The organism is Halorubrum sp. ARQ200, assembly GCF_005435115.1.
GTDB lineage: Archaea > Halobacteriota > Halobacteria > Halobacteriales > Haloferacaceae > Halorubrum > Halorubrum tropicale.
Genome location: NZ_SGTZ01000006.1, coordinates 13787 through 35461, shown reverse-complemented (window position 1 = coordinate 35461; position 21675 = coordinate 13787). Strand labels below are relative to the sequence as shown.

The window sequence follows — 21675 nt, the reverse complement described above, 5'->3', positions numbered from 1 at the left end:
TGCGCTGACATACGTGCAGGCCGGTGGCCTGGTGCTGCTGAGTCTCGCGGCGGCGGTGACATTCCAGCCGTATTTATCTGGATCGTCGGTCCGCCTCGTTGCGGCGACACTGCTGGTGTTCTTGCTTCCCGGCTACGCACTCCAGACGGTGCTGTTCCAGTCGACCGGCGACGAGAGCCTTTCGCCCCGGACGCGTCTCGCAGCGTCCATCGGTACGTCACCGGCTATCGTCGCCCTGGTCGCGCTGATGATCAACGAGCTCACGGGGCGGATCACGTTTGGTCGGCTGCTCACGGCGTTGGTGTTACTGACCGGTGCGCTCCTCGGCGCCTCGTTACTCCAGGCCCTCGGCACAGGCCAGCGAGCGCCGAAGCCGACGGCTGACGGCGGATGGACTCCGAAGCGACGGGTTACCGACCGTCTGCCGAGACCGACACTTTCGACCGCTCTCAATCGGGATTCCCGGCAGCAGTGGGCGCTGGTCGGCGTGGTAACGATACTGTTTATTGCTCTACTGGCGGCACCGGCGCCAGAGCAAACCTACACGGAACTGAGTCTGCTGTCGGAGACAGAGCAGGGGCGACTCACCGCCGACGACTATCCAGAGACGCTCACTCCAGGGACGTCTGCCACTGTCGTGGCGACGGTGCGCAACGAGGAGGACACGACACAAGCGTACACCCTCGTCGTAACGCGCGAGCAGGCGAACGGTGCGGGGGTGATCCTGGGGATAGAGCCGATCGAACTTGCGGACGGTGAGACGAAGCGGCTTCGGACGACGTTCGTCGCCCCGAAGACACCCGGTGAGGTGCGATTCACCTACCGCCTGTATCGGGCAGAACCGATGGTATCGACGGACAACTTCGAGGAGCTTCCCAGTCCGTACCGTGAGACGCGGCTGTTAGTGACCGTCCAGTCGCCGGCTAATGGTGACTCCCAATGACGAATCACGTGGTGCTTTCGGCGTATCCCTCGAAGTTGGTGTTGCGCGTTTCTCGACGCGGGTATCTTCTCTTGGGGGCGATGGGCGGTGCGTTCCTGTTGAGTGTCATCTCGAACAACGGATTCGTCCTCGCGCTTGGGGGAGCGCTCGGGCTGTTTCTGCTCGGCGAATTCTACACCGTCACTCTGCAGTTGCGCGAGTTTACTGAGCGTACCGAGGTCACTGTGACTCCGGGGTCTCGAGACTCCCCCCCAGACTCAGCCGTCCGTGTCTCTCTCGCTTCCGTATCGGACTCCATAGATGTAGATCACATCAGCCTCACCGGGCGGACAGCGACGAATGCTGACTCGTTCGATGGACCATCCCCGCAGACACTTTCGGTACCCGTCGCACCACAAGACGACCGAGTCAAGATTACGCTCACGAGCTCCGTTAGCAGTCCGGGACACACCTACGTGGCCGAGCTCACCGTCGTTGATGCCGACGTGCCACTGGAGGAACTGTATGCCACGAGCAGGGAGGACCACAGCGGCGTCACGTCTCCCGAGCAGTATCGTTCCGAATCGGAATCGAGTATATCGGGGGTCGAATACGACGGCCTCAGGGAGTACGTCGCTGGTGACCCGCTCTCACACATCGACTGGAAGGCCACCGCGCGGCAGGACGAACTCCACGTCCGAGAGTGGGCGCGTCAGCAGTCTATGCTACAGGTGATTATGCTTGACCTCCGCAGTCTGTCAGAGTCGACTTGGAATGCCGCGGTAAGCGTCTGTCGTGAACGACTCAATCAAGACGATGGTGCCTACCGAGCAACTGTCGCCATTGTCTCCCCGTCCGGAGAGCTGGTATTCCGCCCTCACGAACATCAGACCCCGGAGGCAGAGATCGAACACGTTAATCGCACTGTCGAAGACGTGTCCGAGACTGCTACGGCTCTGTCTGGCAGGGAGGTCAACGATCCTCAAGGTCGCCCGCTTCGGCAGACAACGCAGGTCGGCAAGACGGTCACCGCGTTCCGACGTCATGCAGGTGTGGCAGATAACTCATTGTTGACGGCGCTACAACGAGCGCACCGACAGACCGGTGGCACCACGTACATCTCACTCATCACCGGCTCCAGAACGACAGCCCGTACGATCGCTGGAGTTCGATCAGTAGCAAGCCGTGGGCGTATCGACGTGCACCTGCTGTCTCCTCCCAAGCAGAGCGATGCGAGCGAGTCGCTCGCCGCCACCCTTTCGGCTGAAACAGGTGTCTCCATCACCGAGCGTCAACTGTACCGGCGTGGCGCCGTTCGGAGCGGCAGTCAGCACCGACCGGAGTACGCACTGGCCCGTCAACTCAGGGGCTGATACCTATGGGTGAAACGCACCAGCAGCGTCACAGACTCACACGGCTATCGCCGTACACGCTGAGCGTAGCGCTCGTAACCGGTGTTGCACTCTCCGGGTTCGGCATCGATGGCCTTCTGATCGGTGTCGTGCTACTGGTCGGTGATCGGCAGGTCTCGACGCCGGTGCTGGTCGGTATCCTGACCGGTACGGTGATACTGCTGGGTGGCTCCCGTCCGTCGGCACTCACTTTGATTGCAGGTATCGTTGTCGTCCTCTCGCCGCTGGTGTTACCTTCGGGGGGCGGCTTCTCTCGGACCCACCGCTACCTGCTGGTTGGTGTGGTCAGTATCGTATTCCCGATACTGTTCGTCGTGCTGACTACGGGCACCGTCTGGCCAGCTGCCGTCGTCATCCTCGCGATACTACTGGCTGCAGGGATTGCCGCCTACTGGTACACGGTGCCGATATGAGCCCCGACGTAGAAGCCCGAACGGTGGCGTCTCGTCTGGAGCGTCTGCTTGCTCGGGCGTCCAGCCTCCAGCTGGCTCTTGGCCTCCTGACGATGCTTTCACTGCTTGCCTCCCTGGTGCTTACAGGACAGCGGACGCTCTTGCTTGCCGTCGCCGCGGTCTGTCTGCTGTTCGTTGTCTTCGATTATGCGATGCGTGACTCGGGATACTCGCTGTCTGCAGCAGCGATGACTGCCCAGGCCGACCTGGTAGCCGACATCGAACGCGAACTCCATCTCGACAGCGATGGATGGTACGTGCCGACCGAGGGAGGCACGGTCCGGCGCTGGCACGCTTCGACCGGGCTGAGCGCCGCTCCCCCGGCTGCTCCCCTCCCTGCGGGAGCGTTCCACGATGATGAGATAGCCGGTGTCTCGGTGCCCACCATCGGATGGGCACTTCTAGACCAGACGGATGCGGAACTCCCGTCGGGGGAGGCGAGCACGGCGATCGAGGAGGCGCTCACGATCTGTCGACGAATTGGTCTCGTTACCGAGTGGGAAACGGAGGCCCGCACGGCTGGACAGCACTCAGAGTCTGTCTTCGGTATCCGGTTGACGTACTCCGGGTCTGTTCCCGGAGACGAGAGGAGCGACCTCACGATGTCGCTGCTCGGTACCGCAATAGCGGATATCGCTGCGTCCCCGGTCCAACTGACGGTCGATGATGCCGAACAGCGGAGACAAGTGGTGAGGATTCGTGTGTTGTCGAGTGGACGGCAGGCCGCCCTCGCTTGATATCGGTTCCAATATGAAGCGTCTGGTAAAAAAAGCTCCCTAATGTCTGACTACTCAGATGGTATCGATTCGAAGAGGCAAAATGTAGACTGCGATCGCGATAGTCTGTCCGATGATTCTCAGTAGGAACCGAGCACGGCTGAGGGTGCGTTTATTCGCTTTCGACTGAATCCGCGCCGGACGGAGAGCCCTATACAGTTACGAACTCAACACTCGTGATCTCGAAGCGCGCTCCGCCGCTGGTTCCGTCTGCAATACGAATCTGCCAGTCGTGGGCATTGATAATCTGCTTGACGATACTCAGTCCGAACCCGGTTCCGTCCGTCGACCGCGAGTACCCGGCTTCGAAGACGGCGTCGCGCTCGTCCGATGGGATTCCCGGGCCATCATCCTCGATGTAGAACCCGTCATCTAGTCTCCCAACTGTCACAGTCACATCTGCCCTGCCGTGTTCCACACTGTTCCGAAACAGGTTCTCGAAGACCTGCTTGAGGCGACTCTTGTCGGCGCAAACATTTTGATCGATATCGGTTATTAATTTTGCCTGATTCGTCTCAACGTTCTCCCAGCAGCCGTTGACCACCGTGGAGAGGTCGACCGGCTGCGTGTCGGTCATCTCTTTGCCCTCCTGGGCTAGTGTAAGCAAATCGTCGATCAGCGTCTCCATCCTGTCGAGCGACCGTCGAAGGCTGTCGAGGTGGTCGCTATCACACTCCTCGGTTACCAGTTCGAGCCGCCCGGTGGCAACGTTCAGCGGGTTCCGGAGGTCGTGGCTAACCACGCTGGTGAACTCGTTGAGGCGGTCATTTTGTTGTTGGAGACGCGACCGCTGATCTAGGAGTCGCTGTTCTCGTTCGGCACGATCCAGAGCCATCTCGACGGTCTTGCCAAAGATACGAGCTATCGAAGCATCGATTTTAGAGAAGTCCGCTGGCTCCGCCGAGCCCATATTTATTACACCGTACTCGCCAAGCGGAATGATAATCTCACTCCGTATCGGTGTCTCGGTACTAAATCGCTCGGGGTGAGCCCGAACGTCGTCGTACACTCGAAGCTCGTTGGCGGCGAACGCTTCCCACGAGAGACTCTCACCGGCGGAGTAGGTCGGTGGCGCGCCCACCACCTCTGCCGCTTTGGCGGTCGTCGCGACAGGTTGGAGTACCTCCTCGTCCGAGTCCCAAAGCCAGAGCCCGCTGATTGGCTGGTCCAACACGCTCCGGGCGGCGTCGATTGCTTGCTCGGCAACCGCCTGCTTGCTCTGTGCATTCATCAACTCCCGTGTGATCTCCAAGAGCGCATTGAGCGACTCTTCACGCTGTTTGCGGTCGGTAATGTCGGTTGAAACACCGGCGAGCTGCGACGGGTCGCCGTTCTCGTCAGTAATCGCATCGAGGCGTGCCTGCACCCACCGCACACCACGGTCGGGATGGTCGATACGGAACTCTTGTTCGCGTGGCCAGTCGGACGTTTCGTCCTGCTGGGCTTCCATCTCCGCAAGTAACTCGTCCTTGTCGTCGGGATGGACGTGTCGGAGCCATGCCGTCGGGTCGTCGTATGCCTCTTCCGGGGTGATCCCGTAGATCGTTTCCACTGCCGGATTCACGTACTCGGTTTCGGAGTAGTCGGTCGGCAACAGGAAAAACGCGTCCTCAACGTTGCTCGCGAACCGCTCGAACCGTTCGCGGACCATTCGAAGCTCCTGCTCGCGCTCCTTGCGCTCGGTGATGTCTTGAAACGTCCCTTGAACGGCGATGAGTTCATCATCCTCATATGCCGGCTCTCCGAGCGCGCGAACCCAGCGCACGTCGTCGTCGACTGTGACGATCCGCAATTCCACGTCATACGGTTCGCCATCGGATGTTAGACGGTCGACAGCCTCCCGAATCGTGTCTCTATCGTCGGAATGATAGAACTCGATGGCGTCTTCAATTCTCACATCAGCATCCGGTGACAGTCCGTGGATCCGATACACTTCGTCCGACCACCGCAGCGACTCAGACTGCACGTTATACTCCCATCCACCGATATGTGCGACTTCTTGTGTATCTCGCAGGAACTGGCGGCTCCGATCAAGTTCCTGCTTTCGCTGCTTGCGTTCTGTTACATCACGATACAGCCACAGGTGTGCCTTCCCCTCGGTCAGGGTGTACGGCACGTAATCGCGTTCGAGCACACGACCGTCTGCCAGCGGGAGTTCCTCGTTTTTGACCGGCTCTCGCCGTTCGATCCGTTCAGTAACCCCTTCGATAAATCCCGCAGGATCGGCGAACAGGTTCTTGAGTTCTTCAGCCGTCGCGGCGCAGTCACGCCCAGTGAGTTCATCACCGCCGATCGGTCTGCCAAACGTCTCTCCCAACAGGTCATTTGCCATGAGTATGTCGCGTTCAGCATCTTCGACGAGCACGCCCATCGGCAGGTTTTCGACTATCGTTCGGAGGATGGTGTTCGTCCGACGGAGCTCCTGTTCTCGTTCTTTGCGCTCGGTGATGTCGACGAGGTATCCCAACCGATGGGTGATCTCACCGTCATTCCGGATGTTTTTCGTGTGATCGAGTACCCATCGAACGGTTCCGTCAGGGGTAACAATCCGATACGGTTCGTGACTGAACTGGTCGGTCTCCCCGTCGCTGTGTTCGGCGACTTCCTCAAATACCCGCTCGCGGTCCTGGTCGTGGATGACGTCCGCGTAGGCTACGGCTCCCGACTGGAACTGTTCGGCCGTGTATCCGAGTACGTCCTCGACGTTCTCCGAGACGTACTCGACAGGCCATCCCTCCGCTTCTCGCCACTTGAAGACGACTGCGGGCCCTTGCGTGAACATATCCCGCTCTTCTTTCAGTTGTTGTTCGTACGTCTTGCGGTCGTCGATATCGAGGTGGATGCCGACGGCCCGAGCCGGCTCGCCGTCTTCGCCTCGTTCGACGACCTGCCCGATGTCTCGGATCCACACGTAGTCGCCGTCGGCAGTCTGCATTCGGTGCTCCGTGTCGTAGTACTCGGCCGCGCCTGAGATGTGTCTCTCAAGGGCCTCCTCGACGCCGTCGAGGTCGTCGGGATGTACGCGTGTTTCCCATGCCTCAAGACGCGGCTCAATCTCGTCGAGAGAGTAACCGAGCATTTCAGCCCACTGCTCGTTGAACTCCACCTCATCTGTAGTCATATTCCAGTCCCAAATCCCCAGATTGGCACCCCCGACAGCAAGGTCAAGTCGCTCTGTGAGTTTCTGAATGTCCCGCTCTTGCTCCCTACGCTCAGTAATATCAAAAAAGGATGACACCACACCGATCGGGGTACCGTCGCTGTCTGTCAGGTGGCTGTTCACCCCTCTGGCGTAGAACGTTGACCCATCTGCCCGGACGGCTTCGAGTTCGCCTTCCCAACGTTCCTGTTCTTTGACCGTCTCCAGCACAGACCGTGCTTGCTCAGGATCCTCCCACAGATCTATCGCTGAACGTCCGATCACATCGTCTTCATCATCGTACCCCCACATATCGAGAAATGCAGGGTTCACATCGGTTAATTCGCCGTCAAGATCTACTTGTGCAATCCCGCTGAGGGCTGATTCATACGCATACTGGTACTGCTGGAGCATAGCCTCCCGCTCTTTACGCTCGGTAATATCCATCGAGACACCGAGCACAGCGTCACCGTCTGTCTCAACCGGGTCGTAGGGGATCTTCGTCGTGTCTAAGAGCCGTGTTTCACCGTCTGCGGTCGTCAGCGACTCCTCGGGAATGTACTTGGGCTTGCCGGATTCAATGACGGCCTGATCATCGGCACGGAACTGTTCAATTTCGGCCTTGGAGTCGGCGAAGTCGGCATCTGTGGCTCCCTCAAGATTGCCGACGGTGGTCCCGTACACATCGGCAGTGGCCTCGTTTGCCAGGAGGAACTTGCCGGCCTCGTCTTTGACAAAGACGAGTTGTGGAAGCAAATCGATAATCTGGCGCAAGCGATCGCGAGTCGCCTGGGCACGCTCCTGTTGACGGTATCTCTCGACAGCGTTGCGAATTTTATTGGCGAGGACGATATACTGGCTCGTCCCGGATTCTTTTTGTAGGTAGTCTGTCACACCAGCAGCGATTGCGTCGCTCGCAACTGCTTCACTCCCTTTGCCAGTATACAATATAAACGGCAGGTTAGGATACTTTTCCCGTATGGTTTCGAGGAACTCGACGCCGTTCTTGCCGGGCATCTCGTAGTCGCTCACGATACAGTCGAAGCTATGTGCGGCAAGTTGGTCTCGTCCCTCACTGGCGCCTATCGCCGTCTCGACGGTGAACTGAGCCTCGTGTTCTGAGAGCATCTCGGCCGTCAGATCCGTCAAGACGGGATCGTTGTCAACGTGAAGAACAGAAATCTCTGACGCCTCAGTCATGGATATATCAGCTAACGCGGGCGTACGCTAAAGTAGTTATTACCGACGCTCTTGGATGAACTGCCTCAGAATCAAGCCTCGAGGCACTCGCCTTGCTTATTTGTAAATCGTGGCAGCGGTGAGCGGTACGTGGTCCCGACGAAAATCACGACCGAACCACGGATTCGACTCCTGCTGGCTGACCGCTAGCAGGAGTCGTTAACTGTCTGTACTGACGGCTTTCGGGCGTATGAAAAATTTGGGGAGGACAACGCATTCATGTGTAAATGCGTCGTCCACAGTTACAGTGAGTGCGTTGATGGAGACGTTCACTTGAACACCTGCGAGAGCCACTGTCGCGCCAGCTACGCGTGGCTCTCGCCGCATCGAGGGTCTCTAAGAATTTCAAGGGAGCCCTGTAGTATAAAATGATAACGAAACATCATAGATTTTTATTTATTTCTGGGACAGAGACGTATACGCAAGAAGTAGTACATCTAGTCAGAAAGAATAATTACATCTAGTAATTATGTACGCGTTCCAGCTGACTCCGTCGATGGTTCCATTTGCGATTACATCTTTTGTTTCAACTCTCGTCTTTTTATATATCGCCAAAGAATACATACAACAGAAAAGAAAAATAACTATTCTGTCATTTTTGATTTTACTGTCAGGTATCATTTCATGGCAATTAACAAATTTATTTGTTGAAGCAGCTACCGATAAGCAATTAAAATTAGTAGGAAAAAACTTTGTAAATGCTATTTCAGTACCAACTATTTCTTATGCAACTCTTGCGATTGCGTTATCATATAGCCACAGAGAAAAATACGTTTGGCATGTAACAACTATTTTCATTATACATACTTTTTCCCTTATAACTCTGCTCTTCTTTTACCCAGAATTTTTTTATGAAGCGCAAGGTATTAAAAAGGTTGGCACTTATAGCATTGGCTTCTACCAGTTTGATACTTTTGTATCCCTTGAGCGGGAAATAAAGCCGGCATTCATATTTTATACATGTGCTATGATCTCCGTTGTATTGTGGAGCTTGCTAATAATAATAAGATATCATCGCGTGAGGGACAAACGTGAGACTCGTGTCCAGGCAGGTATACTACTTTTCAGTATTTTAACTCCAGTAGGAGCAGCTGTGTTACTGGTAGCTGAGGTCGTCTCACCGGTGTGGAACCCTGTAGACTTTTCATTAAGTATCACTGCTATCGGATTAGCAATCGCAATCCGTCGGTACGGAGCACTAGATTTCGTCCCCATCAGCAAAAATAAGGCTATTAATCTAGTAGATGATCCAATAATTATCCTCGATAATACCTATCGGATTACAGATTACAATAAAAAAGCAAAAGAATTCGCTGGCAGGCAGACTGATCTCAAAGGCCAGCTTGTTGAATCAGCATTTGAAATGTTCCAGGAACCAATTTATCAATCAATAAAAGATCAAGATGACAGGGTAAAGTGTAAGATCGATACAGAGGAAGCTATTCAATATTTTGCTATCAGTAGTACATTAGTTACTGACTCGAGAGATGAGGATCATGCGTATGTCACTGTGTTTCGGGATTTAACAGAGATTATTGAGAAAAAAAATAAGATTGAGAGTAAAAATAAACAGCTTCAACGATTTTCAAGTATACTTACTCACGACATACGAAGTCCGCTTTCTGTCGCTCAAACAAATATTGAACTGGGTATTAAGCAAGATAATATTATCCAATACTCCGATAGGATAGTGGCATCAATAAATCGTGTTAGCCAGATCGTTGATGATATGGAAAGGCTTGCGCGTCTTGAATCGGCAGAAATGGATACACAACAGGTTGAACTTTCAGTAGCAGCGGCTCAGGCTTGGGGAGTGTCTGATACTGCTAATGCGGTAGTGAATATTGATGACAACATGCCAGTAGTGAGTGGCTATAAGTCGCAGATATACCAAATGTTTGAAAATATCTTCCGTAACGCTGTTGTCCATGCTGGTGGGGACGCAATAATAGATGTTGGGTCACTAAATGACGGTGGATTCTATATAGAGGACAATGGTGATGGAGTTCCGGAAAATATACGTGATCAAGTATGGGAATACGGGTTTACATCAAAGGAAGAAGGAACGGGGATCGGTCTTATAGTTGTTAAGAGAGTCGTGGAGCGCCACAATTGGACCATTGATATCTCTGATAGTCAGAGTGGCGGTGCTCGCTTCGAAATACGATTTTCTGACGACAAGTGAACTATGCCCTGCTTGCTCACGGCTGACGCCACTCGCTCCGTGAGGGTGGGATACTTGTTTCCACGCCACGCTTTACGAACACAGACGTATTCACAGAGAGCGAAGTCTCCACAGATGTTGATTCGGGGTGAACTGCCTCGGGGTCACGCCCCGAGGCTTCCCGTGGGTTAGTCGGACACTCCCATCCGACCATCGGCTTGATAGTCTCGAACGGTCGGGTGGGTCACGGTCGGGGCGCTCACGGCCCCCGATACCTGTCGTCGCACCTATCGTGTTCTTTACGAGGTTGGCGTCGCGGCTCCGTCTGAGAATACTGAGGCTGACTAATCTGAGACAGTTGAAGAGGAGCTACACGAGACAGTAGAGTGGAAGGCTTCTGGGGTATGGAATAGCTATCTCATCCCCGCCCGGAATGCTCTTATCAGTTCCGAAGGAGCGGACGTCGTAGCCGAAAAAGAAGAGCTCCGGGAGGTACTTCAGAAGCTCGAAGCGTTGGAGGTAGACGATGAATCTTGATAGTGCCCGCGTGACGGCTCGAATCGTCCGGATCAAGGACGGTGAGACCTATCATGAGTACATGCTCAGCAGCGTCCCGTATCCCTCTGTAGAGGTGATCGAAGCGGCGATTGGGGCATACTGAGTCCACAAACCATGATTGAAGACATCGACCGTGACGTCTTCGTGCGAATCCGCACCGATCTGCTGGTGGTCGGAGACAGCATCATGACCGACCGGCACCACGCCTCGAACGGGAACTACGAGGACGACGACCCGCAGAACCAGATCGGCGGCATCATCCCCGCATTCCCGCTTTCGGGCTGGCTCCGTCACGGGATGGAGGAAACCGTCCAAGAGTACGGCGGGACGGCCTGCCATCTTGTTGAAGCCAACGCGAACTTCATGAAAGAGGACGTCTACGACCGCGATCTCAACGCCGGCTACCACGAGAAGTGCGCGTGTACCGACGACCCAAAGGAAGACGACGGCTGTGTCGTCTTTGACCTCTTCGGCGGCTTTGGTGGCGTCCCCGGTAAGCTAATGCGCCGCCCAATCAAGTTCAATCCTATCTAGTCAAATATACTACACGCGTGGGCAAGCCGAAGGCCACTACCGGCGGCTCAACCGGAAAGTCGTCTCCCGGAATCGAGAAGACAACCGCGAACCGCTACGGAACGCGAAGATCGACGCCGTGGCGAACCTGGACGGCTGCTGGAACCTCTCCTTTCGGGAGACGAAGCCGGAGTTACTGGGGCTACTGACCGAGAGTATCGACTTCCTCGATACTCACAAGACCGACCTCATGTACCAACTCGGTGGCGCTCGGAACTTCGGTGCGGGAGTCATCGACTGCCACCTTATCAACCCGCTCTACGAAGAGCGCGAACTAAAGCGCGTCTTCGACCGTGGGAAGGGGAACACGAACGCGATGGACGAGAAGGACGACCAGTGGGCCGAGGAGTACCGCCCGGCGTTCGTCGGCGCGCTCGAGGAGCGAATCGAGGAGGGGCCGTAGATGGATGACGAGATGATCGCGGTCTACCGCCACGACGCCCACAAAATAAACGGCCAGCCGCACGACTACGCTCCGAGGGGTTCGCTAGGGTGCCCGTGAACCAAACCGTCCCACACGGCGCGGACGGAGATGCGTCAGCGCTCAGCCGGCCTAGCGGCAAGCCTGAGCAAACCGTCGGGAACCACAAGACACTCTGCCGGTTGTCGCTCATCAAGGGCGAGAGTCGCTACGACCCGCAGGAGTTTGCGCGCAACAGCGTCGAGAGCGCCGTGAGGTCGCTCCTGACCGAAGACGACCCCGAAACTATCCATTAGGCGTGGCTGGGGAGCGACATCGTCTCGGCGTTCAACGAGAGAATCTACTACCCGTACACGAGCCTGAAGTACCACACGCTGCTCGTGGCGTCGCTGCTCGACAACTGCCGTGCCGGCCACGAGTTCAGCGACCTCCGGCTGGTTGTCGACCCAGACTGGGAGATCGTGCCTCACCAGACGGTCTACGCGGGCGAGGAGTTCCCCTGCGGATCGACGTCGACGCTCAAGACCAGCCGTCGGCCCGGCTGGGGAGTCGTCCATGGCGGTCGTGGGTATCGGTGTGGAACCGCCTGAAGGCACACCCGCTGGACACGGCGCACGACAAGTACGACATGGTTCTGGATGCGAATCTCCGTCGGATCGGTGCGTGGTCGACGGCGCTCCAGTACATCGAGGACTTCTGGGAGGCGTTTGACCGATGACGCGCATCCAGCAAGTCCAGTGGGAGCTGGAGATGGATTACATCGGCCACCCGTACTACGCGAGCGGGAATGCGATTCATCACGCGCTCGGCCAGCACATCCCCCACGACGTCCATCAGCACCTCCACGCCAGCCACGGGATGTTCGTGCCCGGCCAGTTCGGGACGTTCCCCGAAGAGCACTCGCAGAGCGGCATCCGGCCGTATCTCGGAAGCGGCCTCCCAGACGTCGAATCCTACGATGATCTGTTTCTGATGCGGAATCCTGCGCACCGCTGGCTGCTCGATTCCCGGCCGCGAGACGTGCTGAACACGCACGACATCCGGCAGCAGAGCGGGCACCCGGCCCTGTCCCACGAGACGATTATGGGGAAGCCGGAGGGCGCTCGCAAGCAGCAGCAGACGACGAAGTGGTACATCAACGTCTACCTGCATGCCGGTGACCCCGATACGCTCCCGCTGGGCGAGGATGTGCTTGATGGCCTCCAGTTCGAGGGCAAACGGAATTACGGATACGGCATCACGCGGCTGAAGGACACGCTGGTTGTCGACCTCGACGACTTGGACTACTCTCGGCTCGAGGACGGTGAGGCTTTCATCGTGGAGGTGACGACGCCGTTCGTGCTGGAATCGGAGTACCCCAAGGACCGCGGTCGTGAGCGGTGGACCGCTACCGGAAGAACCGCTCGTCGAGTGGTTGATTCGCTGGGACAGCCCTGCGCACACCAAGCGCTGTCCAGGCTGCTCGCAGCACCATCTCACAGAACTCCGTGAACGGCCATCTCCAGAGGCGGCGCCCCCCGCGGCGGGGCGCCGCCACGTACCTCCAATGGAGATACCGCCAGCTGTTCTGAAGCAACAGACTCACAACAAACATCACCAGCCGCAGCCCAGCGTCCTGAGAACTGGTGAACGCGAGGCTCTGCTTGGCTAATCGGTAGCTTGATTCGATGCCGAAGCGCTTGCTGTAGTGCTCTCGGGCATCTTGCGGTGTGTGGATAAACGGCGCGTCAGCGGCGTAGCCGTGACACGCCACCCCGTGTTCGTCGTATCGTCCTTGCTGGTAGACGCAGTCGATGAACACAGGGAACGTTACCTCGCCGGCGAGATCGTGTTCGATCTCGCGGCTCCACCCTGTGCTGAGTTCCTCTTGAATCGTCTCACCCCACTTGATGATCGGTATCGCGTAGGCGTAGTTGTGTGCGTACAGGAGTTTGAGGCAGGTACTGTTGTAGAATCCGCGATCAAGGTATACGGCCTTGACACCGAGGTCAAGGCCGTCGAGCAGTTCAAGAAACTCAGCGAGGACATCGCTGGTGGTGTCGCCAGCGACCAGCTGGCGCACCGCCAGCGTGTACCGTTTGGTTCTCACCCGCGCGTACAGCGTCGCATACGCGTGGAATGTCGTTGTTCCGCGTTTTGCCTGCGAGGAGTACAGCGCCTCTGTCTCGTCTTCATCACCGTAGTAGGGATCGAGGTGGAGGTCTGCGCAGACCTCCACCGGTCGATCTGGAAGCGTCTCAAGCGTATCTCGTTGAAGTAGCATATCTCCAACTTCCTCAACGGAGTCAAGCTCAAACTGGTCAGTGGGATGGCCACGGACGGTATTGGCGTGTGGCGAGTCGTCTGTCGTTTCGCAAACGTGGTTGATCGAGGTCCTCGCCGGCGATAGCGCCGGCGAGGACCTCGTACAATGTCTCGGTCGTGACCTTGACGTCCTCACCGAGATCTATCGCAAGCTCTTCGTCGAGGCTATTGACGACAAAATTAAGCAGGTGCTCTTCCTCTATCTTGCTGTCTGCTTGGGGTTCTTCCACACCCTCTCCAAGCAGACGCTTCCTCTAACTCGATGTGATCGACTGAACCTCTCGTCGTTCGTTCGCGGTAAACTCGACGAACTCATCGAAGAACGCTCGTAGATGAACTACAGCTACAGGTATCGACTCCGACCGTCCGACGCCCTCGAAGACCAGTTAGCGTGGACTGTCGATACCTGTAGGCAGGTCTACAACCACTTCCTCCACCGACTCAACCGAACAGACGACACCTCGGCATACCGCGAGCAGAAGCTCCCGCCGAGCCTCAAGAAGTGGTGGGACGACCTGAAAAACGTTCACTCAAAAGTTCTTCAGAAAGTCGTTCAACGCCTGTACGACAACCTCTCGACGCTACGCGGTCGCAAAGAGAACGGCTACCGCGTCGGGACGCTCAGGTGGAAGGCACCGGGCGAGTACCGCAGTTTCACCTACAGTCAATCCGGCTTCAAGCTCAAGAACACGAGCGGTCGGACGCGACTGTGGCTCTCGAAACTCGGAGACATACCCATCACTTTCCACCGTGACCTTCCCGACGACGCCGACATTAAGACCGTCACGGTCAATCGAGAACCGACCGGGAAGTGGTACGCCATCCTCAGCGTCGAAACCCCGGAGAACCCACCGGAGAAACCCGAGAATCCCGAGACGTGCGTCGGTATCGATGTTGGGGTTCTCAAGTACGCCCACGACACCGACGGAACCGCCGTCGAATCACTCGACCTAAGCGACGAGCGCGAGCGGTTGGAGCGCGCCCAACGCGACCTCTCGCGGAAGGAACACGGATCTGCGAATTGGGAGAAACAGCGTCGTGTCGTGGCCGAACGACACGCCGAGTTGAAGAGCAAGCGACGGGACTTCCTGCACAAACTGTCGAACTACTACGCCCGAGAATACAACCTCGTGGCCGTTGAGGACTTGGACGCGAAGGGCTTGGTCGAACTACCGGGCAACTCGCGGGACCGGGCAGGTGCGGCTTGGGGGACGTTCCTGCGGATACTCGAATACAAGTGCGAACGCGAAGGAACGCACTTCAACGCCGTGAACCCGAGAGAGACGACCAATGAGTGTGTGTCCTGCGGCGTCTCGACAGAGAAGCCGTTGTGGGTGCGCGAACGTTCTTGCCCGGCGTGTGGATTCGAGGCGGACAGGGACGCGAACGCGGCGTTGAACATTCTTTCTCGCGGTATCACAAAGCGGTTAGGAGCGGAACGCTCCGAATTACCACCTGTGGAGACTGCGCTCCCTGTGGATACCTCGGTATCTGCAAAGCGCGTCGTTGAATTAGGAAGCTCCACCCTCAAGCGCGAGCCGTCAGGCGAGCGGTAGGATGGGGTAGTTCACATAGCGGTAGATGGGAATCGCTTTGCGAGGGGTGACCATATCTCAGGATCAGCTGAGAGATCTGATCTCTTCTTCGAGCAACAGCACTGTTTGATCTCCGCTTTTAGATTGCCAAACTACTGTAACCCGATCGCCGACATCAAGTTGTAATGTCGGTCCTAGACCTCCATTGTAGGTTCCGGTTTTGTATAACTCACTTATTTCGGGACCCGAATTACCGTTTTCGTTGATAATACTGTAAGTGTCTCGGTAGCTATCACCCTCATTAATTGTTATCTCAGAGTTGTCTTTGTGTACGACCGTGATGGATTGGCCCGTCCGGAACGATGACCCGTTTTCCACCAGTAGTGGCGACGGTCTGTGTGCGTAGTTCCTATCACTGACCCAGTATCCAGCAGCCTCTGAGTCATTAACCACACCCCACGCCTGTTTCCCATTAATTTGGACAGACAATTGCCCGTTTGGAATTGAGTCACCACCTAGATGCGTAATTTCGAGAGCATAAAAATAGGCCTCACTTCCGCCATTCGCGAATACTTCTTTTTCTACTTGCTCTGCGCTAAGGCTAGCCACTGGTGGGCTTGACTGAATACTGTCGCCGAGAGAGAGTGCAAATACTCCAATCGTCAATACTAGTATAAAGACCACTCCGACCATAATTACCGTTCCAACTACTGCCGAGGCACCCCGTCTATTGCGGAAAAACTGGAGCATTTTATCACACATTTTTACGAATGAGATTAGAGTCATATATAATAAATTTATCTATACTAATACTATGTATCATTATTAGCACCTGTATCAGAGGCGGTTGTATCACCACTTCCATCAGCACCATCGACATGCTTCTTAGTCGTATTAGCACTGGTCTCTGGTGCGACGTACAGATACATGACGTTATCAACAATAGTAGCATACTCACCGTTGTTTTCTATTACTGGCTGGTCGCTGTTAATCGCGATGTCAACAAGATCGGTTAATGTAGCAGTTCGTGCGATTTGCCGGCTCCCAGCTGGTGGGATGTCTGCGGTCGAAATCCACCCATCAAGATCGCTTCGTGCGATTGTAAACCGGTAATGAGCACGCTCGGTTCCAGTAACATCAAGCCACCCACTGCTGCGTCCCACAAGGAGTATGAGTAAACCACTAAACCCAGCTAGAAGAATTATTGGCCCGCCATACAAAAAGATGGGTGACGGGCGGACTGTTCGAGCTACTGATGTTGTTGTCTCCCGAGTTATCGGTGACTGAACAGCGGCACTAACCGTATACACAGAGGCTTGTGGCTCTAATTGGAGTCTATCTGTTCGCGTAGTGTCAATCGAGTTGTCATCCAACTGCCCGGTGATGGCCGTATCAGCCACAAGTTCAACGCGTGTGTCTCCAGGTGTGGATCCTAAGTTCGACTGAACAGCCTCAATTCGATTCTGTACTGCTTGAACGTTCACTTGGACAGTTGCAACGCTTGTACGACCGGTATCTACAGTAACTCCCTCAACATTCTCGAGCGGTTCACTGATCTTCCAATGAGTGACTGTCTCACCGTTGGCCTCTTGAACGGCACTGATGACAAGCGAAAAATCCGTTGTGGCGCTTGCTGGCTTGTCACCAGTGGCCTCGTGGGTAAGCACGTACGTGACATCTAACACCGGAGTGACAGAGGTAAAATAAAGCGGTCGATTTGTTAATCGGTCACCAGCTGAAAACGGATCACTGTCACGGTTAACCGTTGCTGCGTGTTCAAATTCGCCCTCTACAGTCCATGTTCCCGTTGTTTGTTCCTCGGTGACCGTCTCTGGGGCCTCGATATGAGCGTCGAACGTTAGATATCCTCCAACAGCGACAGAGGCTACGCAGACAATAACAAGTACGACGAATAATTGATTGATACGCGTGCGAATAGAGACTGGAGGCTGAGCTATCATTATCGTACGGTCAGGACGCAACTTGTACTTCCACTGTTAGACACCCACATATATATACAACCGAACATTATCTCTATGGATTGATGTTACCGCCGCCGCCACCGCTACCAGCTTTACTCGTGTCGAATAAGTTCTGTACCTGTGCCTTACTAATCGCGAAATCGTACACCTTCGGCTCGTCTATTGCGTTGGCCCACCTGAACGACAGGTCGCCATTCCCGTCGACAGCGTTACCGATCCTCAAAGGCGCGTTCGTCGCAGTTGGAAAGCCCACCGTATTGTCAGTGAATTCCTTCACATCACCAGCTGGGTCCTGATGGTTTTCCCCGTTAAACGCCGTATCGTCGACAGTCACGTACACTCTGTTCATAGGAGTGGCATCGCTGTCGTGGACCCACACGATGTGATGCCAAGCATTGGATGTCCCATCGTTGTCAGGGTCATATTCATTAAACTGTTTGATTTCACTTTCTTCACCATCTGAATAAATATATATGTCTCCGGTTCCACTTCCGGCTCCGCTATCAGCCCGCCTTCGGAGGAACAACCGAAGCCCATCTGTACTGGTCCCAGTCTTATCGAAAAGCACCTGATCGGTATTTTGGACATTAAAGATATTGTTGCCGTTTGCAAACGCAAATAATGATAATGTAAATTCGTTGGTATTTGTGAAGTCATAGGCACTACTGTTCGGTGCTTCGAGCACGTGAGACATATCTCGTATCCTGCTGAAATCCGCGCGGTTACCGGAAGTGTCGACGAAGCCTGTGTAGGTGCCGTCGTTACTGAGGACTCCATCATCATCAACTGCCCTGTCATTTACCGTCGTGTCACCTGAGACGCCTATGGTATCGAAATTCCAGTAGGAACTGCGTCGGTCAGCTACGAACTTGACCTCTCTAGTTGCCGTTACAGACTGGTTCGCACTTTGAGCTGTAAGTTTGAGTACGACTGTTTCCGTAACATCGAGACTGGCGCTATCGTTCACATCCCCAGTGACAGTGGTGGTGCTCCCATCGCTGACCGTGGTTGCTGTGGCTGGTTCGAGGTTCTTGATGAGGTCAAAGCTGGTGTCGTCGTCTTTGAACCCAGTAATCGTTGCGCTTATGCTGGCGTCTTCACCGAGTCGATTTGTCAACACTTGGAATGTTACTGGGTTACCGATGAGTCCTCTCACTGCGGTAGTTCCAAATCTCGTTACTGATTTCTCATCAATGCTAAGTAACGCATCTTGGTCAGATGCGGTGTCTAAATCGGTGTCACGCTCGCTGCGGAATATGCTCGAAGCATCCAGATCGAAAAGTAATAATCCAGCTCCGCCACCCATTAGTGCTAATGCACCGCGTCGACTCCATTCTGAGCTCATAGATTTACTTCTGGTGGCGAAGACTCAGTGCCAATTTGGTACTTTCGACTCTGCCAGGTGTGATACACTGCTGAACAAAAGACGAGCATCACAACAAGACCCATCCACACCACGACTGGAACTTCTGACGGCAGCAGACTGACACTCTCTGCTAAGACAATTCCCATAGATACTACGGACAACCCAAGGTAATATTCTCCCCATGGGATTGAGTCCTCTGGTACAACATCGATGTACACATCGAGAGCATCTGCCTGGTCAGTCATAACAGCGGTCCCACGATCGAACTCAACCACACCAGCGCGGTCCATCGCTGGTAAGTGTGTTTGTTGTAATGACGTATACACACAATGCCGCTCGTCTGCGGCGAGTTCGTCAAGCGGCTTTTCGTTTTCCCACGCTGCGACCTGTTCGGCAAGATCTGAGAGTTCTGCTTTGCCCCCATTCTGCTTGATTGCATGGATAGCGTAGCGCCGCCGATGGCTGCTAAGTATGTCAAATAATTCATCTCTTGTGACTAAGTCGTCACTTTTTGATCTTCGGTTTACTGCTGCACTCATTTGACTAGTATTTCTGCTGACGCAATATATAGTTTATCTTACAATAGGGTGACTCGTAGCTTTCGTTGGGGTAAGTTAGTAGTCTCCCAACAGTTCATGCCCCAGAATTCATAGCGGTAGCAGCGCGGAAACCTACCCGTTCACGGGTGGGAGGAACCGCGTAAGCACAGTACAGCATTCGCCTTTAGTTAATACTCTCAGTAATGCTGTCTTGGCTCAAGTTCTGTTCGAATTCTGCCGATTTACTCCCGCTACGGCGAGAAATTCGTGTTTCTAGAGTCGGTTTATTGCTTGATTTCAGTGGATACAATGTTTGGCTCGGTTGATCAGTATAATTCAATACCATCGGGCATATTTCTAACCAAGTATATTACTGACAAGCTTAAATAAAGACGAATGATACAAGCCCACCTACCGGGTGTTTTACCGCCGATAGTATGTGACCAAGATGATTTCTATAGAGCCGAAAGTCTCTGAATCGTATGATTAGAGCTCTGTCGGGGGCAAAAGATTACAGAGAACAGCGGCTTGGTCAAGAAGTGCGTTGTAGAGCCGTTCAGTCGGTCGATATAGCGCGTGATGTTCATCAACAGAATATGGCGTTTTCTCATCATCTGTGTGTGAGAGAAATCCGCTTTCGAGGAGTGGAGCAAGGGTAGTATCCAGCGCAGTTCCGGAACGGCCAGATTCGGCTTCAAGAGTGTGTCGAGGGAACTCAGAAAGGAACCGCGTACAGCAACTCAGTACGTGAGCACGTCGATCAGCGAATAGTTCGTTGAGCGCAGTACGATGGGTGCGTGTCCAATACTCGTCGAGTTTGACGTATGTGCGTACGATAGGGGAAAGCTCGTTCAAGGAACCATTAGCATGGACGATGCCAAGGTCGTTGAGCGCATGTTGGTCTTTGGTGTCCAAAGACTCGGCGAGGGGATGGAGAACAGTTTGAAGCGCCTCGTGGTACCGCGAAGTGAGAAATTCCCCGGCAACAACGTGGACGTTCACGATGTTTCGACTTGGGTGCATTGACTCGTGGTGATCGGGGTTTCGGTGGTCGACGTGGGTTCGTGGGTAGCTCATAGAGCACCTCTTCCAACGTGGCGTTGAGCATTAACATACCGAGCAGTTAGGCTCGAGACTGTTGTTGTGAAGGTTTAACCAACATTCTGCCGTCGATACGCTCGGTGTTGGTTAACACGGAGAACGCTCGATTCAGGAACTATTCTCGGAAACAGGATCAAAACAGAGACTACTGCGGACTGTACCGCGATTGGAGGAGACCAAGTCGAGTTCCCGGAAACGCGGAAGCGACACGCCGCGGCTTATCGCGAACGTACACAACTAGTCGTGTATGGGAGAACACTCAACGTCGAATCGATTGGCGGTGGACCAGCCGACACGGGGAGCCGACCGCAATCAGTCCCTCGCTGACCAGGCCGCTCCGGCTACGGACGAAATGCTGCTGCCGCAGCTCGACGACGGCGTCACGCTGCTCGATGTCGAGGGTGGTCGCGGCGTCCCGATCCTGCAGTCGCTCGTGCTCGACCATCTCCTCCTGCACGACGGGCCCGCCTTCTGGGTCGACGCAAACGGCCACGCGACGACGACGACACTCGCACAGATCGCGCCCAGTCAACGGTTGCTCAACCGAATCCACGTGGCACGCGGATTTACCGCCTACCAGCACTACGGCGCCGTCTGTAATCTCTCGACGGCAGTGAACAAAGCAATCCAGATGTCCACCGCCGATGCCGGGGCGGCCGGTTGAGGGGCGCCAGGTCGTGACGAGGACACGTCGCCCCACACGCCCGCCCTCATCGTCGCGCCGGCGGTCGACACCCAGTACCGCGCCGACGGTACCCTCGGCGAAACCCACGCGAAAACCCTCCAAGCCCGCACCCTTGCCCGGTTGGCGACCTACGCCGATGGGTACGACATCCCGGTGCTCGTTACGCGAAACGAACGAAACGAATTCACCGAGCCAGTCGCGACGGTCGCCGACCATCACCTCGAGTGTGAGCAAACCCGGATGGGCCCACGGGTCGTCGGGGAGGACTTCGAGACGCTCGTCTATCCCGTCGACGACGGCGCGTACTACCAGACGACGTTCGCGTACTGGCGGCAGCTGCTCGCGGCACGCGCCACGCAGGTCGGCGTGGAGCCGACGACACCGGCGCCGTCAACGCCGACCCCGAAGGGCGTCGGGACGGGCGTCACAGCTGACGGTGAGACGGTGGCGGCCACCGCGGACCCCTTGCTCGATGCGTGGACCGCAACCGGGACAGGAGGCCGATAG

General features: G+C 55.4%; 14 protein-coding genes and 6 pseudogenes. 13 read left to right on the top strand and 7 right to left on the bottom strand.

All coding sequences use genetic code 11. The features are described from left to right. Nucleotides 1-31 precede the first annotated feature (31 nt). Genes EXE50_RS09470 through EXE50_RS09455 form a run of 4 tightly spaced genes read left to right on the top strand, consistent with a single transcriptional unit; the run spans nt 32 to nt 3523 of the window. Nucleotides 32-943 carry a DUF1616 domain-containing protein gene (locus EXE50_RS09470; RefSeq protein WP_158293662.1) on the top strand — a complete coding sequence of 304 codons (912 nt, stop codon included), beginning with the start codon at nt 32-34 and terminating at the stop codon, nt 941-943. Then, on the top strand, nt 940-2295 hold the full coding sequence (locus tag EXE50_RS09465; protein WP_137704912.1) for a DUF58 domain-containing protein: 1356 nt from the start codon (nt 940-942) through the stop codon (nt 2293-2295). The genes EXE50_RS09470 and EXE50_RS09465 overlap by 4 nt, the downstream gene beginning before the upstream one ends. Before the next feature lie 5 nt (nt 2296-2300). Then, nucleotides 2301-2747, top strand: a complete 447-nt coding sequence (locus tag EXE50_RS09460; RefSeq protein ID WP_137704911.1) for a hypothetical protein — start codon at nt 2301-2303, stop codon at nt 2745-2747. Further along, entirely contained in the window at nt 2744-3523 is a 780-nt protein-coding gene (locus EXE50_RS09455) for a hypothetical protein (protein ID WP_137704910.1), read from the top strand. Before EXE50_RS09460 ends, EXE50_RS09455 begins: the two co-directional genes overlap by 4 nt. A 190-nt stretch (nt 3524-3713) precedes the next feature. On the opposite strand, the gene EXE50_RS17440 is transcribed toward EXE50_RS09455, so the two are convergent. Continuing rightward, nucleotides 3714-7901 carry a PAS domain S-box protein gene (locus EXE50_RS17440; protein WP_199241421.1) on the bottom strand — a complete coding sequence of 1396 codons (4188 nt, stop codon included), beginning with the start codon at nt 7899-7901 and terminating at the stop codon, nt 3714-3716. A 96-nt stretch (nt 7902-7997) separates the two neighbouring features. Between EXE50_RS17440 and EXE50_RS17745 the strand changes: the two are divergent. Together EXE50_RS17745 and EXE50_RS09420 are read left to right on the top strand one after the other, a co-directional pair. Continuing rightward, a pseudogene (locus EXE50_RS17745) lies at nt 7998-8312 on the top strand (hypothetical protein); the annotation flags it as partial. Nucleotides 8313-8436: 124 nt separating this feature from the next. Beyond that, nucleotides 8437-10125, top strand: coding sequence for a histidine kinase N-terminal 7TM domain-containing protein (locus tag EXE50_RS09420; RefSeq protein WP_158293661.1), 1689 nt, complete (start codon nt 8437-8439; stop codon nt 10123-10125). A gap of 167 nt (nt 10126-10292) precedes the next feature. Here EXE50_RS09420 and EXE50_RS18000 read toward each other — a convergent pair. After that, nucleotides 10293-10391, bottom strand: a pseudogene (locus EXE50_RS18000) (radical SAM protein); the annotation flags it as partial. A 239-nt stretch (nt 10392-10630) separates the two neighbouring features. Here EXE50_RS18000 and EXE50_RS17865 point away from each other — a divergent pair. The 4 genes and pseudogenes from EXE50_RS17865 to EXE50_RS09400 all read left to right on the top strand — a co-directional run bounded on the left by EXE50_RS17865 (nt 10631) and on the right by EXE50_RS09400 (nt 13147). Continuing rightward, nucleotides 10631-10765 (top strand): hypothetical protein, encoded by a 135-nt coding sequence (locus EXE50_RS17865; RefSeq protein WP_255510286.1) that lies wholly within the window; start codon nt 10631-10633, stop codon nt 10763-10765. Nucleotides 10766-10776: 11 nt separating this feature from the next. Next, nucleotides 10777-11638: pseudogene (locus EXE50_RS17995) on the top strand (hypothetical protein). Then, nucleotides 11639-12374 (top strand): annotated as a pseudogene (locus EXE50_RS17990) (hypothetical protein). Then, on the top strand, nt 12371-13147 hold the full coding sequence (locus tag EXE50_RS09400; RefSeq protein ID WP_241982657.1) for a hypothetical protein: 777 nt from the start codon (nt 12371-12373) through the stop codon (nt 13145-13147). Before EXE50_RS17990 ends, EXE50_RS09400 begins: the two are co-directional and overlap by 4 nt. Here the strand turns inward: EXE50_RS09400 and EXE50_RS09395 are convergent. Then, nucleotides 13044-14190: pseudogene (locus tag EXE50_RS09395) on the bottom strand (ISH3 family transposase). The gene EXE50_RS09400 and the pseudogene EXE50_RS09395 overlap by 104 nt on opposite strands. 102 nt (nt 14191-14292) lie before the next feature. Between EXE50_RS09395 and EXE50_RS09390 the strand changes: the two are divergent. Then, nucleotides 14293-15516 (top strand): RNA-guided endonuclease TnpB family protein, encoded by a 1224-nt coding sequence (locus EXE50_RS09390; RefSeq protein ID WP_137704908.1) that lies wholly within the window; start codon nt 14293-14295, stop codon nt 15514-15516. 63 nt (nt 15517-15579) lie between these two features. Here EXE50_RS09390 and EXE50_RS09385 read toward each other — a convergent pair whose 3' ends face one another. The 4 genes from EXE50_RS09385 to EXE50_RS09370 all read right to left on the bottom strand — a co-directional run bounded on the left by EXE50_RS09385 (nt 15580) and on the right by EXE50_RS09370 (nt 19382). Continuing rightward, nucleotides 15580-16245 (bottom strand): type IV pilin, encoded by a 666-nt coding sequence (locus tag EXE50_RS09385; RefSeq protein ID WP_206750611.1) that lies wholly within the window; start codon nt 16243-16245, stop codon nt 15580-15582. A gap of 62 nt (nt 16246-16307) precedes the next feature. Further along, nucleotides 16308-17456: a DUF5305 family protein gene (locus EXE50_RS09380; RefSeq protein ID WP_137704906.1), complete on the bottom strand. Its 1149-nt coding sequence runs from the start codon at nt 17454-17456 to the stop codon at nt 16308-16310. A gap of 73 nt (nt 17457-17529) precedes the next feature. Beyond that, nucleotides 17530-18783 (bottom strand): LamG domain-containing protein, encoded by a 1254-nt coding sequence (locus tag EXE50_RS09375; RefSeq protein ID WP_137704905.1) that lies wholly within the window; start codon nt 18781-18783, stop codon nt 17530-17532. A 35-nt stretch (nt 18784-18818) separates the two neighbouring features. Beyond that, nucleotides 18819-19382: a hypothetical protein gene (locus EXE50_RS09370; protein ID WP_137704904.1), complete on the bottom strand. Its 564-nt coding sequence runs from the start codon at nt 19380-19382 to the stop codon at nt 18819-18821. A gap of 867 nt (nt 19383-20249) precedes the next feature. Between EXE50_RS09370 and EXE50_RS09365 the strand changes: the two genes are divergently transcribed. Both EXE50_RS09365 and EXE50_RS09360 read left to right on the top strand, forming a co-directional pair. Continuing rightward, complete coding sequence (locus EXE50_RS09365; protein WP_199241420.1) at nt 20250-20408, top strand: hypothetical protein; 159 nt, start codon at nt 20250-20252, stop codon at nt 20406-20408. A gap of 427 nt (nt 20409-20835) precedes the next feature. Further along, nucleotides 20836-21675 (top strand): annotated as a pseudogene (locus EXE50_RS09360) (hypothetical protein).